The sequence below is a fragment of the Halarchaeum sp. P4 genome (assembly GCF_051195175.1).
Classification (GTDB): Archaea; Halobacteriota; Halobacteria; order Halobacteriales; family Halobacteriaceae; genus Halarchaeum.
Genome location: NZ_JBNTKC010000001.1, coordinates 1,466,652 through 1,482,134, shown reverse-complemented (window position 1 = coordinate 1,482,134; position 15,483 = coordinate 1,466,652). Strand labels below are relative to the sequence as shown.

Here is a 15,483-nt window from a genome sequence, read left to right as displayed (position 1 = left end):
AGTGAGCGCCTGGATTACACGTACACACAGTCGTCATCGCACGTCCCGGAGGTGTGAATCCGGGAGCGTACATCGACCCTTCCCATCCGCGCTCTCGCGGGATGGTGCATCAGTCGAACCCAACTCAGTATCCCATCGTCCCACACTTAAGGGGAACGATTCGAAGACTGAGTTGAATCGTATGGACCCACTGGGATTCGAACCCAGGGCATCCTCCTTGCAAAGGAGGCACTCTACCACTGAGCTATGGGCCCACCTCCCACAAACGGGAGGTCTCGTTAGCCTCGATGGTCTTAAGTGTCCGACTGGTGCGACAGCGTGTCGCAGAGTATGTGGGTCGAGCCCGAAGGCTCGATCCCGTGCGTTAGGAGGTGATCCAGCCGCAGATTCCCCTACGGCTACCTTGTTACGACTTAAGCCCCCTTGCGGAGCCCAGATTCGACCGTCGGAAGACGGCCTCATCCGGACCCCACTCGGGTGCTTTGACGGGCGGTGTGTGCAAGGAGCAGGGACGTATTCACCGCGCGCTTTTGACACGCGATTACTACCGAATCCAGCTTCATGAGGGCGAGTTTCAGCCCTCAATCCGAACTACGACCGAGTTTAGGAGATTAGCGCCACCTCTCGGTGTTGCAACCCATTGTCTCGGCCATTGTAGCCCGCGTGTAGCCCGGCTCATTCGGGGCATGCTGACCTACCGTTGCCCGTTCCTTCCTCCGCTTTAGCAGCGGCAGTCCGCCTAATGTACCCATCCACGACAAGCGTGATGCTGGCAATTAGACGTGCGGGTCTCGCTCGTTGCCTGACTTAACAGGACGCCTCACGGTACGAGCTGACGGCGGCCATGCACCTCCTCTCAGTAGCGTCGGGTAAGGTCGTCAACCTGACCGTCATTACTACTGTCGGAGCCGGTGAGATGTCCGGCGTTGAGTCCAATTAAACCGCAGGCTCCTCCGGTTGTAGTGCTCCCCCGCCAATTCCTTTAAGTTTCATCCTTGCAGACGTACTTCCCAGGCGGTCCGCTTCTCGGCTTCCCTACGGCACAGCACAGGCTCGTAGCCTGTGCCACACCTAGCGGACATCGTTTACAGCTAGGACTACCCGGGTATCTAATCCGGTTCGAGACCCTAGCTTTCGTCCCTCACTGTCGGATCCGTCCTTCCAAGGTGCTTTCGCCATCGGCGGTCCGTCCAGGATTACAGGATTTCACTCCTACCCCGGACGTACCCCTTGGATCTTCCGGTCCCAAGCCAATCAGTTTCCGCTGGACGCCCACCTGTTGAGCAGGTGGATTTCCCAACGGACTTGACTGGCCAGCTACGGACGCTTTAGGCCCAATAAAATCGGTCATCACTCGAGCTGCCGGTATTACCGCGGCGGCTGGCACCGGTCTTGCCCAGCTCTTATTCGTGAACCACCTTACGGTTCACAAAAGTGTGAGCTCTATGCCCACACACTCGGAGTCCCCCTATCGCACTTGCGTACAGTGTAAAGGTTTCGCGCCTGCTGCGCCCCGTAGGGCCCGGAATCTTGTCTCAGATTCCGTCTCCGGGCTCTTGCTCTCACAACCCGTACCGATTATGGGCACGGTGGGCCGTTACCCCACCGTCTACCTAATCGACCGCAGCCGCATCCTGTAGCGCCGAAGCGTTTCCAGCTCGCGTCATTTCCAGACAGCGAGCCTTATGATGGATTAGCCTCAGTTTCCCGAGGTTGTCCATCTCTACAGGGTAGCTTGGCCACGTGTTACTGAGCTTTCCGCTACGAGTCTAAACTCGTACAACTAGCATGGCTAAATCGGACTCCGATAGCAATGACCTCCGGCAGGATCAACCGGAATGTGCTGAGGTGTGACCTCAGCTCGGCGGGAACAAAGGTTCCGCTGGTTGCGACACGAATGTCGAACCAGCCGGATGTCACTGACCATCGAGGCTAACATCAGATCCCATCTGTACGGCGGACCGCAGGGGTAGGATCCTCATTCCTTCGGACCTATTCGTAGGCTCGTCGGGTACTTCAACCCGTCGAACCACGGTGGCCCGAGACGACGTTTGCATTCCTTCCGAATCACTCCGGGTACTTAACCCCCTCGAACCACACCCAGATTGAGTGTGGTCGAGGGTGACCCAGTCGTTGAAGGAACGTATGTCGGTGGCGCCGGGTGAACCGGGCCACGTCACGTCGTTCGCATTCAACCGAATGGTCGGCGTACCCTTAAGGGTGACGTTCCGCGCTTGCCAGAGGCGAGGCGGACCGCACCCACAAGGAGTGTGACGGAAGGCGTGCGTCGGTAGCACCGGGTGAACCGGACTACGTCACGTCGTTCGCATCTATTCAGAAGACGGGGGTACAGAAAAGGCCGTCGAACCTCCACCCCCTTCGTGAGGGTTCGTCATGGCACGGAGAATGCGACGCGGGCGGAGGCCGACCGGTCATCCTACGCGTTCGTGCGTACAGTCTGGTCGGGTAGTACCCGCGCACGCCACACTACACGCGGGAGTGGGATTAACGCGACGGATACGTGCCCGCAAGGAGAGAGCCGGCCGAGCGACACTCAGCGTTCGTCGAGGTGTTCGATCCCCTGCTTGGCCACGTTGGCCTGCGTGATCTCGCCGGGCATCCACTCGGGCTTGTCGTCCGGGGAGTCGGACTGCCACGCCCATGCCTCGTAGACGTGGACTTTGTCGGTCCCCTTCTCGCGAAGTCGTATCTCGTAGCGGGACGCAGCGTCCTCGCTCTCGCCGACGTCGTCGAGGCGACGGGCGGCCTTGAGCGCCGCCTGTCGCGGCGTGCTTCCACTGAAAACACTGTCCTCCGTGCCGTCGGTGTCGCGGAGTGCGAAGTTCCGCTTGCCGTCCTCACGTACCATGGTCTCGTACCATGCGAACGATGCACAGGCCATGGCATAAACATATCGCCGAAATCGTCGGCCTGTGTGGCGTTTCGGGGGGATCATCTCGCCCGAATTCGGGTGTGTGTCCGAGTGGCGTACTCGGAAGGGCTTAAGTAACTCCTACGTCGAACGTAGACGTAGGTTAGTCGATGGTCCGCAAGAAGAAGCTCAGCCCGAGTGGCGCCAAAGGCGAGGACGGGGAGTACCACAACGCCCACGTCAATCTCCACGAGGACGAGCTCGCCGTCGCCGGGTTGGATATCGGCGACGAGGTGTTCGTCCGTGTACGCGAGGACAAGATCATCATCCAGAAGGCCGACCCTGAAGAGGTCGAACACGACTTCTGAGCGGACCGCTCCATGTACGGGACGCTCAAACCCCTTCTGTTCCAGTTGCCGGCCGAGACAGCACACACGATAGTCCATTCGCTCCTCCGGAGCGCGCAGTCCGTCCCACCGGTCCTCGCGGGCGTCGACCGATGGTACGGCGTCGACGACGAGCGCCTGCGCGTGCGCGCGTTCGACAACGCGTTCCCGAATCCGGTCGGCGTGGCCGCGGGCTTCGACAAGAACGCCCACGTCCCGCACGGTCTCGCGGCGCTCGGCTTCGGTCACCTCGAGGTTGGCGGCGTGACCGCGGAGCGCCAGCCCGGGAATCCACGTCCGCGGATGTTCCGCCTCCCGGAGGACGAGGCGGTGATCAACCGGATGGGCTTCAACAACGACGGTGCGGACGCGGTGGGCGCGCGCCTCGACGCGGGCCCGCTGCCGGACGTTCCGGTGGGCGTGAACATCGGGAAGTCGAAGTCCACGCCACTGGAGGACGCTGCGGACGACTACTTGTACACGTACGAGCGCGTCGCGGACGCGGGCGACTACTTCGTGGTGAACGTCTCCAGTCCGAACACGCCGGGTCTTCGCGACCTCCAGCACAGCGACGCCCTCGAGGACATCCTCACGACGCTCCTTGACGCGGGCGCGAGCCCGCTACTGGTGAAGTTCTCGCCGGACCTCTCGCGTGACGGCATCGCGGCGGGCGTGGACCTCGCGGAGGACCTCGGCTTGGACGGCATCATCGCGGTGAACACGACGACGGAGCGCGAGGGCCTCCAGCACCCGAACCGCGTGGAGGACGGCGGACTCTCGGGCGCGCCACTGCGCGACCGTGCGACGGACACGGTTCGCTTCGTCGCCGAGCGCACGGACCTCCCCGTCGTCGGCGTCGGTGGCGTCTTCACGGCGGAGGACGCCTACGCGAAGATTCGCGCGGGCGCGAGCGTCGTCCAACTCTACACGGGGATGGTCTATCGTGGGCCGTCCATCGCGACGGACATCAATCGGGGCCTCCTCGAACTCCTGGAACGCGACGGCTTCGATTCGGTGGCGGAAGCCGTCGGCGCGGACCTGTAGCGTCGCGGATTCGGCGCACGTACACGGCAGTCTTCTTCTACTTCACGCGCGCACGGATGTACGTAACCCCGGAAGCGACTCGACAGTCACCGGGCCGCAACGAGAGAGAAAGGAGGTGCCCTACTCGGCGAGCGCGTCGAGGCGGAACTCGAAGGCGGAGACGGGCAGTTCGAGGTCGTGGTCGACGAGCACTTCGGGGTGGAGTTCGCCGACGACGCCGACGTCCTCGCCGTCGATGACGACGCTGGCGGTGCGGCCGTCGATGAACGAGGGGTGGGTGGTGGGCGGCGTCTCCAGTTCGACGTCGAAGTCCCGCGCGAGCACCTGCAGGCGCGCCTTGGCGTCCTCGTAGGAGGCGTCGTGGCGGACGACGGCGCCGGCGACGGTGCGGCGTTCGGCGACACCGGTGTTGCTGTCGTCGCGTTCGGCGGCGAAGCCGACTTCGGCGACGTCCTGCGGGTAGGCGCGGTGGGTGTTGTTCTCGAGGAGCGCCATCAGCGAGGGGAGCGCCCACGTGCGCACGATGGTGTAGTCCTCGCTGTAGGGTTCGGCGATGGTCGCGGGTTCGCCGCCACCGAGGACGTCTTGGCCGGGTGAGAGACGCATCCGCTCGTAGTTCTCCGCCTCGTTGGTGAGGTGGAAGTTGAGGAGGTCCTGGTGACCGAGGCCGACGAGCGTCTCGCGGACGGCGCGCTCCAGACGAGAGCGCTCAGTGCGGCCGCCGACGGTGGAGACGTCCGGGTAGCGCGGAACGAGGTCGTTGAAGCCGTAGGCACGCCCGACGTCGTCGATGAGGTCGACGGGGTGGAGGACGTCAGTCCGGTAGGGCGGAATCTCGACTTCGTAGTCGATCTCGCCGTTCCCCCAGACTTCGCTCTCGGCGTCGAGGCCGGCGCGCCCGAAGAGGTCGAGCATTTCGTCCTCGGTGAGGTCGATGCCGAGCGTGGACTCGATGCGCTCGTGGGCGATGACCTTCTCGTCGGTCTCGAGGTCGGGTTTGACGGTGTCGTGCTCGGGGTAGGAGACGGTGACGTCCTCGATGGTGCCGCCGCGGGCGTCGAGCGCGTAGCAGATGATGTTGCACATCCGGTCGATGGTCCACTGGTCGGTGCCGGTCAACTCGACGAGGAGGTCGCGCGAGTCCTCGGTAACTTCGGTGCGCCGGCCGTTGATGACGGGCGGGAAGCTGAACAGGCCGAGGTCGTCGTAGATGGCGGGGTAGCGCTCGTAGTCCTCGAGGAGGTCGGCGTACGTCTCGCCGGTCGGGTGCTCGGTGAGCACCTCGGCGGGCGAGAGTTCGGCGTCGCTGTCGAGCGGGACGAACGTGTCGCCGTCCGGCTCGACGCCCCGGTAGGTTATGGAGGGCGACGCGTCGGCCTCGGTCGCGTCGGGGCCGAGCGACCCGCCCTTCACCATTGCGAGGTCGTGGATGCCGATGGCGCCCTTGGCGCGCTTGCGGCCCATGGTCGCGTGGAGTTTCTCCTGGAGTTGGATGAGCGACTCGAGAGCGCCCCCGGAGAGGTCGACGCCGCGGACGATGGCGCCCGTGACGTAGGGCCGTTCGTCGGGGACGGAGTCCTCGACCTCGATGGTCCACTCGGCGTCGTTCGTGTCGGGGACATACACACCAGAAGCGTCGCCGTACTGGTAGCGCAGGGAGCGCGCGACGCCCTCGACGCTGAGGCGGTCGAGGCGGTCGGGGGCGAACTCGAGTTGGAACGCCCCGTCCTCGGTCTCGCCCTCGAACTCGAGACCGAGCGCGAAGAGGTCGTCCTTGAGTTCGTCGTCGCTCTTCTCCTCGTGCCCGGTGAGTTCGCGGAGTTCGTCGGGGTCGACGTCAACGACGGGCATCTAATAAACCACCTCCGTGTCCCGCAGGAAGTCAATGTCCGCGAGCGTCCCGTGGACGTCGCGGATGTCCTCGAAGCCGTGAGTGAGCATGAGGAGGCGCTCTAAGGCGAGTCCCCACGCCATCACGTCGCAGTCGACGCCGAGCGGTTCGAGGACTTCGGGACGGAAGAGTCCGGAGTTCCCAATCTCGATGACTTCGCCCGTGCGCGGGTGCGTGCCGAACAGCTCGAAGGACGGCTCCGTGTAGGGATTGTAGTGGGGCTTGAATCGGATGTCCTCGATGCCGAACTGGCTGTAGAACTCGGTGAACGTCCCCATGAGGTCGCGGACGCTGAGGTCCTCGGCCATCACCCAGCCCTCGATCTGGAAGAACTCGAGGAGGTGGGTAGCATCGAGCGTGTCGTTGCGGTAGACTTTCTCGACGCTGAAGTAGCGCTGCGGCGGTTCGAGGTCGCCGACCTGGTGCCCGGAGAGGTATCGCATCGAGAGCGACGTCGTGTGCCCGCGCAGGTCGACGCCGCGCGCCATCTCCTCGGTCCACGGCGAGTGGTAGCCGTCGCCGTCCGGGCCGACGCCCTCACGGTGGGCGGACTCGACGCGCTCTAAGAGGTCCTCGGGGAGGTCGTCGACCTCGCTGGGTTCCTCGAGCGCGAACTGGTCCCAGTGGGTGCGCGCGGGGTGGTCCTGGGGCATGAAGAGCGCGTCGTTGATCCAGAACTCGGAGTCGGCGTGTGGGCCCTCCATCTCCTCGAAGCCCATCCCCACGAGGACGTCCTTCACGCGCTCGGCGGTGGCGCGCAGGACGTGGGTCTTCCCGCTCGATGGAGTTTCGGCGTCGGCTTCCACGTTGTAGTCCGCAAACTCGACGTCGCGCCACTCCCCGCTCGCGAGCATCTCGGGGGTGAGCTGGCCGACGGCCTCGGTGGCGCTGACGCCCGCCATGAGCGCGTCGACGCCCTCGTCGGTGAGCGTGACGGAGCGGACGGTGCGTTCGTGGACGACGACGAGGTCGCGGCGCTCGAGTTGCTCGCGGACGTCGTCGTCGATGGTCTCGCCGTCGGCGACGGCGTCGAGCGCGACGGCTTCCTCGTCCTCCGCGGGGTCGACGTCCAGGTTCGCGGAGAGGTCGCCCTGCTCGATGTCACCGTAGCCCTTCCGGGCGTAGTTCGAGAGCGCGATGTCGACCTCGGGGCCCTCGAGGTCCGCACTCCCGAGCACCTCGCCCATGTTCACGGGATCCTCGTCGGCGCCGACATCGAGCGCGGCCTCGTAGAGGCGGACTTCGGGGAGGCTTTCCTCGCGGTACTGCTTGCCCTCCTCGGTGAGTTCGACGTCGGCGACCGTCTCCTCGGAGACGGTGACGAAGCCGCGGTCTTCGAGTTCGAAGGCCGCGCCCGTGACTGTCTCGGGTTTCTCGCCCGTCGCGGACGCGAGTTCCGCGATGGTGGTCGGTTCGTCTGCACTCGCGGCTTCGAGGACCGCGAGTTCGCGTTGCGGGAGTTCCATTGGTTCGTGTGGTGTCCGGTAGTCGGATAGCTATTGCGAAGCGACGCATCGCTCGGCGCGGTCAGCAAGCCGTACACCGGGCCGGCGTTGTCGCGGACGGCGGCGGCCGGCCGTCGAGCGCGGTGACAGGTGGAGAATGAGGTGAGGGCGTCAGCCCTCGAAATGGTCCTGCACGGCGTCGAGCGCGCGCTCTCGGTCGTCCCACGGGACGAAGACGGCGACGCTCGTCGCTGACGTGATGACGTCGTGGAGCGAGATGCCGGCGTCCGAGATGGGGTTGACGATGTCCCGGACGACGCCCGGCTGGGAGGGGAAGTCCCCGCCGAGAACGCGGATGACGGCGACGTCGTCGGTGACGGTGACGCTGGAGAGCGTGTCTTCGGCGACGACTTCGCCGTGGAGGACGTTCTCGGCGCGCTCGGCGACTTCGGCGTCGACGTAGAAGGTGATGGAGTCCATCCCGGAGGCGACGCCGTCGATGTTGATGTCGGCGTCGCTGAGCGCCCCGGAGAGCCGTGAGAGGATGCCGTGGCTGTTCCGGATGGCGCGCCCGGCGACGGTGAGACAGGCGAGCGGGGCGTCCCGCATGTCGATGATGTTCTCGAACTCGCCCTCGATGTCCGTCCCGCCCGTGAGGAGGTCGGAGTGCTGGTAGTGGATGACGCGGACGTCGAGGTCGGCGTCCTTGTAGGTGAGCGCGGAGGGTGCGACGACTTCGGCGCCGCGGAAGGAGAGGTTGCGGAGTTCGTCGACGGTGATTTCGCCGACGTTCCGCGCGCCCTCGACGACGTGGGGGTCGCCGGTCATGATGCCCTCAACGTCAGTAACGATGACGACTTCGTCGGCGTCCATGTAGCGCCCGAGCATGACGGCGGTGGTGTCGGAGCCGCCGCGGCCGAGCGTCGTGACGTTGCCGTCGTGGTCCTCGGCGAGGAAGCCGGTGACGACGGGGACGACGTCGCCCATCTGCTCGGCGAGTTTCTGGGTTCGCTTCCGGGTCTCCTCGACATCGACTTCGCCGCGCGAGTTCGTGACGACTGGCCAGTCGGGGTGTCCGGGTTCGAGGAAGACGGCGTCGATGTCACGGGCGGCGAGCGCGGCCTTCAGCATGCGGACGGAGGTCCGCTCGCCCATCGAGACGATTTCGGCGCGGTCGGACTCCTCGGCGTCGAAGGTGATGTCCTCGAGCAGGTCGTCGGTCGTCGACCCCATCGCGGAGGCGACGACGGCGATCTGGTGACCCTCGCGGACGGCTTTCGCGACGGAGTCGGCGGCCCGGTCGATCCGGTCGCCGGAGCCGAGGCTCGTCCCGCCGAACTTTGCGACTACACGCATCGGGAACCCCCGACACGGGTCGTGTCACACGCAGTCATGGACGGGGGTAGTAACGGGGTGGGGATAACCCTGTCTATCCCAGACACGGCCGCGGGACGCGCTTTTTTACGCGCGGCGCGCACAGACACGGGCGATGAGTGACGTGACGGTACGCGAAGCCGACCCGGAGGACGTCGACGCCATCGCCGACGTCGCGGGCGTCCCGACGCGCGCGGCCGAACGCCTCCTGCGTGAACGCGCGGTGCGCGTCGCCGAACGTGACGAGGCCGTCGTCGGCGTCCTCGCGTACGACGCCGACGCGGACGCGGTCCACGTCACCCGCCTCGTCGGCGACACGGACGCCGCCGCGGCCCTCCTCGAGGAACCCATCGCGTTCGCGCGCGCGGAAAATCTCACTGTGGAAGTCGTCGTCCCCGAGTCCGAGTCGGGCGCGCTCGACGCCGTCACGAGCGCCGGCTTCGAGGCCGCGGGCGCCGGCCCGCGGTTCGCCGGCGAGCGAACCGAGCGCTACCGACTCACGCCGGACGGGGACGAGTGACACTCCCCTTCGTTTCGACTGGAGAACAGGAGACGGGGGTGCGGTAGGCGTCGAAACGCAACGCAGAAAGTGGGGATGGCGGCGGGCTACTGGTCTGCCGACCGGACTCTCAGAACTTGCGCACGGTGATGTCGAGGGTGTCGAGGTCGATGACGGGCGCCGTCCCGACGTCCGGGTCGATGTTGACGGACTTCTGGAAGGCGGTCTGCTCCTGCCAGCTGCCGGAGTTGACGAGTTTGACGTTGCGGTACTCGCCGACGCCGAGTTTGTGGACGTGGCCGGTGTGGAAGACGTCCGGGACGTCGTCGATGACGAGGTAGTCCTTCTCCTCGGGTGCGACGCGCATCCGGCCGCCGTATTGGGGCGCGACGTGGCGTTTCTTGAGGAGTTCGGCCATCGCGTTGTGCGGCGCGTCGTAGGAGACATCGTCGCTGCCGTGCTCGGCGATGACCTCGTCAAGGCTGACGCCGTGATACATGAGGACGTCGACGCCCTCGACGGTCACCGTCGAGGGGTTCCCCGTGATGCGGGCGTCGTGCGCGCTCATGATGTCCCGGAGTTCCTCGTCGAAGCCGGGTTGGGGTTCGGCGAGCCGGACGGCGTCGTGGTTCCCGGGAATCATCACAATCTCCATGTCGCCGGGGACGTCCTTCAGGCGCTCGCTGAAGGCTTCGTACTGCTCGTAGACGTCGACGATGTCGAGTTCCTCGTCCTGGTCGGGGTAGACGCCGACGCCCTCAACCATGTCGCCACCCACCAGGAGGTACTCGACCGCTTCGGCTTCCTCGGTGTGGAGCCAGTCGGCGAAGGCGTCCCAGCGGTCGCCGGCGAACTCCTGGCTGCCGACGTGGACGTCGGAGACGAGCGCGGCCTGCACGTGCCGGTCGGCGGTGCTCGGGTTGTAGGTCCGAGGAACGTCGGGGAAGTGGACGCTGTCCGCGAAGAGGATGCCCCCGTCGTCGGCGAGCGTCCCCTCAATGGCGACGACTTCGTCGAGGAGGAGTTCGTCGACGACGTCGGCCCAGTCACGGTCCTTCATGATGAGCGCGGGGAACGTCCCGTTGGTGTCCTCGAGTTCGACGAGCCAGTGGCCGCTCGCCGTCGAGCGGATGTCGTTCACCATCCCGACGATGGCGGCGTCGGAGCCACCGGGCATGGCGTCGAGGGCGTCCGTCGGGCGGTGGTTGACGCGCCCGCGAAGTTTCTTCGAGAGGCGCTCGTAACGGTCGCGGAAGACCGTCACGAAGTCGCCGTATTCGCCGGTCCCGGTGGAGTGACCGGTGACGTCGTTGCCGATGTCGGGCGCGGGCGGGTCCCGCTCGCCAACGCGGGCCGCATCACCCCCCGTTGTTTCGGTTGGAGAGGTCACCGCCGTCGTGATGTCGTCGCCGATATCGGCTCCATTCGAAACGTCGGTCGGTGATGTGTCGGGTGACGGCGCCGCGTCACCGTCGCTCGGTGTCGCATCGCCAGTAGGTCCGTCCGGCGAGGGGTCGGCGTCGACGGACTCGGCCTCCGCACCCGCCGCCGGGTCGGCGGACGTTGCGGTGGCCGTATCGGAACTGCGGTCCGCATTCGGAGCGGCGTCCGCGGGAGGCGCGGCGGAGGCCGCCGCGTCTGCGTCCGCGCCACTGCTCGGCGTCTCAGTGGACGCGTCGGCGAGGAGGTCGCGGACGTCGTCCGCGGAGAGCGTGAGAACGTCGTCGGGCGCGGCGTCGACGACGCGCTCGACGGCCGCGATCGGGTCGGGTTCGTCAGCGAGGAGCGTCACGGCGTCACGCTCCGCGTTGTAGTCGCGGGCCGTGAGTTCGCGCACTACCCGGACGGGCGTCGAGTCGGGCACAGTTCGTCTTCGAAGCGGCCCGCGAGCAAAAGGACTGCGGAGTGACGCGGGAGACGACGGAAAATGACGCGAGCGGGTGGAGAGTAGCACACGGAGTCGCGTCCGTGGGTCGACGTCTCGATTGAGGAACCTTCAAACGACGGTCCGCCGTAGCGAGGGACAATGAGCGCGGACGACGTCCCCGACCCCCGAGACGGTCCGCTAGCCGCCATACGCTGGTTCCTCCGCACCGACAACGAGGCCGTCGTCTTCGTCCGTGAGCTCGTGAGTAGCGCGCTCGCCGTCGCCCTCGTCGGACTACTCCTCTTCGCCGTCAGTGGCCTCTGGCCGCCGCTCGTCGCCGTTGAGTCCGGCAGCATGAACCCGAACCTGCAGAAGGGCGATCTCGTCTTCGTGATGGACGAACAGCGCTTCGCGCCCGCCGCAGACCACGGCGACACCGGCATCGTCACCTATCGCACGGGCGAGCGGACCGGCTACACGAAGTTCCACAACCCCGGTGACGTCGTCGTCTACGCACCCTACGGCGACCAGGGACGGACGCCCATCATACACAGAGCGAGGTTCTGGGTAAACGAGAGCGAGAACTGGTACGACGAGGCGAACCAGCAGTACCTGATGGGTGCGCAGAACTGCCAGGAGTTGGAGAACTGCCCCGCGCCCCACGCTGGCTTCATCACGAAGGGTGACGCCAACAACTACTACGACCAAGCGGTCGGGATCTCCTCGCCAGTCAAGCCCGACTGGGTTCGGGGCACCGCCGAGTTCCGCATCCCGTGGCTCGGCTGGGTCCGACTCGTCATCACGGGCGACGCGATGGTCGCGAGTCCGGTGACCGCAGAATCAGTATCCGGGAACGCCACCGCGAACCCCCTCGTTTCCGGTGGAACGACGCCGCTCACGGGGTAGAGCGGCCGAACGGACGGGAAGTACCTAGTTGTCGAAGCGGGCCTGTACGAACGGCGTGACGTTCTCGATGTCGCCGAGTCGCGAGTCCGCTTGGAGGACGGCTTCGGTCTCGTCGATGGGCACCGAGAGGTTGATCTCCTTCGTGCGCCCGTACCGGCCCTTCGAGACGACGACGGCGTTCACGATGCCGAGCATGTCGAGTTCGCTAATGAGGTCGGTGACCCGGCGCTGGGTGAGGACGTCGGCGTCGATCTCGTCGCAAAGCGTCTTGTAGATGTTGTAGACTTCGCCCGTGTTGATGTTGTGGACGCCGTGTTTCTCCAGCATCATGATGGCGAAGAGAACGAGTTTCGACTGTGTCGGGAGCGTGCGCACGACTTCGACGACGCGGTCGAGTTCGATCTTGTCCTGCGCGCGCCGGACGTGCTCCTCGGTGACGACGTCGGACTGGTCGCGCTCCGCGAGTTCGCCCGCCGTCCGCAGGAGGTCGAGCGCGCGTCGCGCGTCGCCGTGTTCTTGGGCGGCGAACGCCGCACAGAGCGGGATGACGTCCTCGCTGAGCGCGTCTGCCTTGAACGCGGTCTCCGAGCGGTGCTGGAGGATGTCCCGGAGTTGGTTCGCGTCGTACGGCGGGAAGACGATTTCCTCCTCGCCCAGGGAGGACTTCACGCGCGGGTCGAGGAAGTCGGTGAACTTCAGGTCGTTCGAGATGCCGATGATGGAGACCCGGGAGTTGTCGAGCTCGGAGTTCATCCGCGAGAGGTTGTAGAGGGTGTCGTCACCGGACTTTTCGACGAGTTTGTCGATCTCGTCCAGCATGATGACGGCGACGCGCTCGACGTAGTCGACCGCCTCGAAGAACGTCGAGTAGACGCGGTCGGTCGGCCACCCGGTCATCGGGACCTCCTCCATCTCCTCGAGGTCGCGTTCGAGGTCATCGAGGCGGCGTTCGGCCTCGCGCACCGAGTCAAACTGCGAGTCGGCGAGCGCGCCCTCGTCGTCCGCGGCGTCCGCGAGCAAGTCCTCGACGTCGCGGATGCGGTCCCGAACGTAGTCGCGGTTCTGCTCGATGAAAGTGTTCGCGAGTTGCGCGAGCACGCGATACTGGGTGTCGGTCACCTCGCAGTTGATGTACTCGACCTCACAGGGGACGTCGTATTTCCGCGAAGTATTCTCCAGTTCCTGGCTGACGTACTTCGCGGAGGCCGTCTTCCCGGTCCCCGTCTTCCCATAGATGAGGATGTTCGACGGCGTCTCCCCGCGGAGCGCGGCGACGAGGATGGTCGCCATGTTGTTGATCTGCTCGTTGCGGTGGGGGAGTTCGTGTGGCGTGTAGGACGGACGGAGGACTTCCTTGTTCTCGAAGATGGGCTCGCCGCTGAGTAGGTCGTCGAAGAGCCCGCCGTCGCTCTCGTCGTCGTCATCGTCGAGAACGTCGTCGAGGTCGACGTCGAAGTCCCTGTCTGCTGTCCGCCGTCCGTTCGTTTCGTCGTCCGTCATCGTGTCACGTACACCCCTTCGTTTCACCTGGAGAGGGACGGCCACAGCAGCAGGAACCGCCCGGATCGGCGACGTCGCCGCCGTCCGTGCAGAACCGACCCGTCCAGTTGATGCAGATGAAATAGACGGTCCCGACGAATCAAAAACGTTTCGATGACATCAGTCGTCGGGAGACGACCGTCGGCGCCGGCGACGAAACGAAGAGCCACCGGGTGAACTCTAGGTATTCGCGCTGATCCCTAGAGAGATATTAGGGGGTCCTAGGGTTCTGGATCCCGTATAGGGTTGTCCCCCAATAGTCGGTTTCTCGATACGAAACGAGGGTCCCTCGACGGACGGCGACGCAGCTGAACGCCCGATCGTGATGCCAGGATAGACGCTGACAGTCGGTGTATCGGTTACGAGGTGGATTGGTTCGCCATCACCGATGGTGTAGTAATCGATCAGTTTTCCACCCGAAACGGAGGGGGTTACCGGGCAGACGGGGCAAACCCCCCACCCCTTCGTTTCGAGTGGAACGAGACTAAGGGTAGGTGGTGGGGAGGGGTCGGACGAGAGGTCTTGAAGAAGGAAGGACTAAGTGGATGGTGGAAAAACCAAACCCGTATTGCAGATAACATCCTTCGTTTCGAGTCGAGTCGTGTCTAGGGTATCACACTCGTCTCCCGGAATCTTCGTCGCACGGCCCCCCTCCCCCGCTCTCGATTCGCTCTCCACCTGAAACGAAGGGGTGGGGGGTTCCGGTGTCCTACGGTACCATGCGGTATTCGTCCCCACTCGGACCGGACCACCCGATCTCGACGACCGCTCGTTCCTCGGACCCCTTCGTTTCCCCTCGACTTCCTTGTCCCCCGCCCACCGTGAGCCGCGCACCGATATGAGCAGTATTCCCGCACGCGCAGGCAATACTAACTGCCATTCGTCGTCTGACGTAAGTTTAAGTCGCCTGGCCGGGTTCGTACGATTAACCGGGCGGCCGCGGGGGCTCGACACCCGATAGCTGCGTCAAGTTTTCCCGTGTGGGCGCCCGTAACGTAAAGGAGACAAGAGGATGGGACTGTTTGCAGATCTCAGGGACAGCATCTCGGCGGTCACGGCGAAACTCTTCGCCGGCGAAGGCGAGGACCCGAAGCGGATCGGTATCTACGGGCCTCCGAACGCCGGCAAGACGACGCTGGCCAACCGCATCGCTCGCGACTGGACCGGCGACGCCGTCGGGCCCGAGAGCCACATCCCCCACGAGACACGACGCGCGCGGCGCAAAGAGAACGTCGAGATCGAACGGAACGGCCAGACGGTCTCCATCGACATCGTCGACACCCCGGGTGTCACGACGAAGGTGGACTACGAGGAGTTCCTCGACCACGACATGGAGAAAGAGGAGGCCGTCCGACGTTCCCGGGAGGCCACCGAGGGCGTCGCGGAGGCGATGCACTGGCTCCGCGAGGACGTCGACGGCGTCATCTACGTCCTCGACTCCACGACCGACCCGTTCACGCAGGTGAACACGATGCTTATCGGTATCATCGAGAGCCGTGAGCTCCCCGTGCTCATCCTCGCGAACAAGACGGACCTCGAGGACTCGAACGTCCAGCGCATCCGGAACGCCTTCCCGCAGCACGAGACCATCGAGCTCTCCGCGCTCGAGGGCGAGAACATGGACGAGGTCTACGACCGAATCGCGGAAAAGTTCGGGTGA

At 65.1% G+C, this 15,483-nt stretch carries 11 protein-coding genes, 1 tRNA gene and 1 rRNA gene; 5 read left to right on the top strand and 8 right to left on the bottom strand.

Annotated elements, in window-relative coordinates; genetic code table 11:
• Nucleotides 1-182 precede the first annotated feature (182 nt).
• From ACQUS8_RS07940 to ACQUS8_RS07930, 3 genes are all read right to left on the bottom strand, one after another.
• Nucleotides 183-254 (bottom strand) — tRNA-Ala (locus tag ACQUS8_RS07940).
• Nucleotides 255-366: 112 nt separating this feature from the next.
• Nucleotides 367-1,840: ribosomal RNA gene (locus tag ACQUS8_RS07935) — 16S ribosomal RNA — on the bottom strand.
• Between the two features lie 714 nt (nt 1,841-2,554).
• Nucleotides 2,555-2,869, bottom strand: coding sequence for a non-histone chromosomal MC1 family protein (locus ACQUS8_RS07930; protein ID WP_435099234.1), 315 nt, complete (start codon nt 2,867-2,869; stop codon nt 2,555-2,557).
• A 173-nt stretch (nt 2,870-3,042) separates the two neighbouring features.
• Between ACQUS8_RS07930 and ACQUS8_RS07925 the strand changes: the two genes are divergently transcribed.
• Both ACQUS8_RS07925 and ACQUS8_RS07920 read left to right on the top strand, forming a co-directional pair.
• Nucleotides 3,043-3,240: a hypothetical protein gene (locus tag ACQUS8_RS07925; protein WP_435099232.1), complete on the top strand. Its 198-nt coding sequence runs from the start codon at nt 3,043-3,045 to the stop codon at nt 3,238-3,240.
• 12 nt (nt 3,241-3,252) lie between these two features.
• Nucleotides 3,253-4,302 carry a quinone-dependent dihydroorotate dehydrogenase gene (locus ACQUS8_RS07920; protein WP_435099230.1) on the top strand — a complete coding sequence of 350 codons (1,050 nt, stop codon included), beginning with the start codon at nt 3,253-3,255 and terminating at the stop codon, nt 4,300-4,302.
• A gap of 120 nt (nt 4,303-4,422) precedes the next feature.
• On the opposite strand, the gene pheT is transcribed toward ACQUS8_RS07920, so the two are convergent.
• The 3 genes from pheT to ACQUS8_RS07905 all read right to left on the bottom strand — a co-directional run bounded on the left by pheT (nt 4,423) and on the right by ACQUS8_RS07905 (nt 8,994).
• Entirely contained in the window at nt 4,423-6,153 is a 1,731-nt protein-coding gene (gene pheT / locus ACQUS8_RS07915) for a phenylalanine--tRNA ligase subunit beta (RefSeq protein ID WP_435099228.1), read from the bottom strand.
• On the bottom strand, nt 6,154-7,659 hold the full coding sequence (locus tag ACQUS8_RS07910) for a phenylalanine--tRNA ligase subunit alpha (RefSeq protein WP_435099226.1): 1,506 nt from the start codon (nt 7,657-7,659) through the stop codon (nt 6,154-6,156).
• A gap of 150 nt (nt 7,660-7,809) precedes the next feature.
• Nucleotides 7,810-8,994: an aspartate kinase gene (locus ACQUS8_RS07905; RefSeq protein ID WP_435099224.1), complete on the bottom strand. Its 1,185-nt coding sequence runs from the start codon at nt 8,992-8,994 to the stop codon at nt 7,810-7,812.
• 133 nt (nt 8,995-9,127) lie between these two features.
• On the opposite strand from ACQUS8_RS07905, the gene ACQUS8_RS07900 reads away from it, so the two are divergent.
• Nucleotides 9,128-9,532 (top strand): hypothetical protein, encoded by a 405-nt coding sequence (locus ACQUS8_RS07900; RefSeq protein ID WP_435099222.1) that lies wholly within the window; start codon nt 9,128-9,130, stop codon nt 9,530-9,532.
• Between the two features lie 109 nt (nt 9,533-9,641).
• Here the strand turns inward: ACQUS8_RS07900 and ACQUS8_RS07895 are convergent, their stop codons facing one another.
• Nucleotides 9,642-11,375, bottom strand: a complete 1,734-nt coding sequence (locus ACQUS8_RS07895; protein ID WP_435099220.1) for a DNA-directed DNA polymerase II small subunit — start codon at nt 11,373-11,375, stop codon at nt 9,642-9,644.
• A 162-nt stretch (nt 11,376-11,537) separates the two neighbouring features.
• Between ACQUS8_RS07895 and ACQUS8_RS07890 the strand changes: the two genes are divergently transcribed.
• Entirely contained in the window at nt 11,538-12,284 is a 747-nt protein-coding gene (locus ACQUS8_RS07890; protein ID WP_435099218.1) for a S26 family signal peptidase, read from the top strand.
• A 24-nt stretch (nt 12,285-12,308) separates the two neighbouring features.
• On the opposite strand, the gene ACQUS8_RS07885 is transcribed toward ACQUS8_RS07890, so the two are convergent.
• A complete protein-coding gene (locus ACQUS8_RS07885) occupies nt 12,309-13,784 on the bottom strand; it encodes a Cdc6/Cdc18 family protein (protein ID WP_435099216.1) in 1,476 nt (491 codons plus the stop codon).
• A 1,051-nt stretch (nt 13,785-14,835) separates the two neighbouring features.
• Here ACQUS8_RS07885 and ACQUS8_RS07880 point away from each other — a divergent pair.
• Nucleotides 14,836-15,483 carry an Era-like GTP-binding protein gene (locus tag ACQUS8_RS07880; RefSeq protein ID WP_435099214.1) on the top strand — a complete coding sequence of 216 codons (648 nt, stop codon included), beginning with the start codon at nt 14,836-14,838 and terminating at the stop codon, nt 15,481-15,483.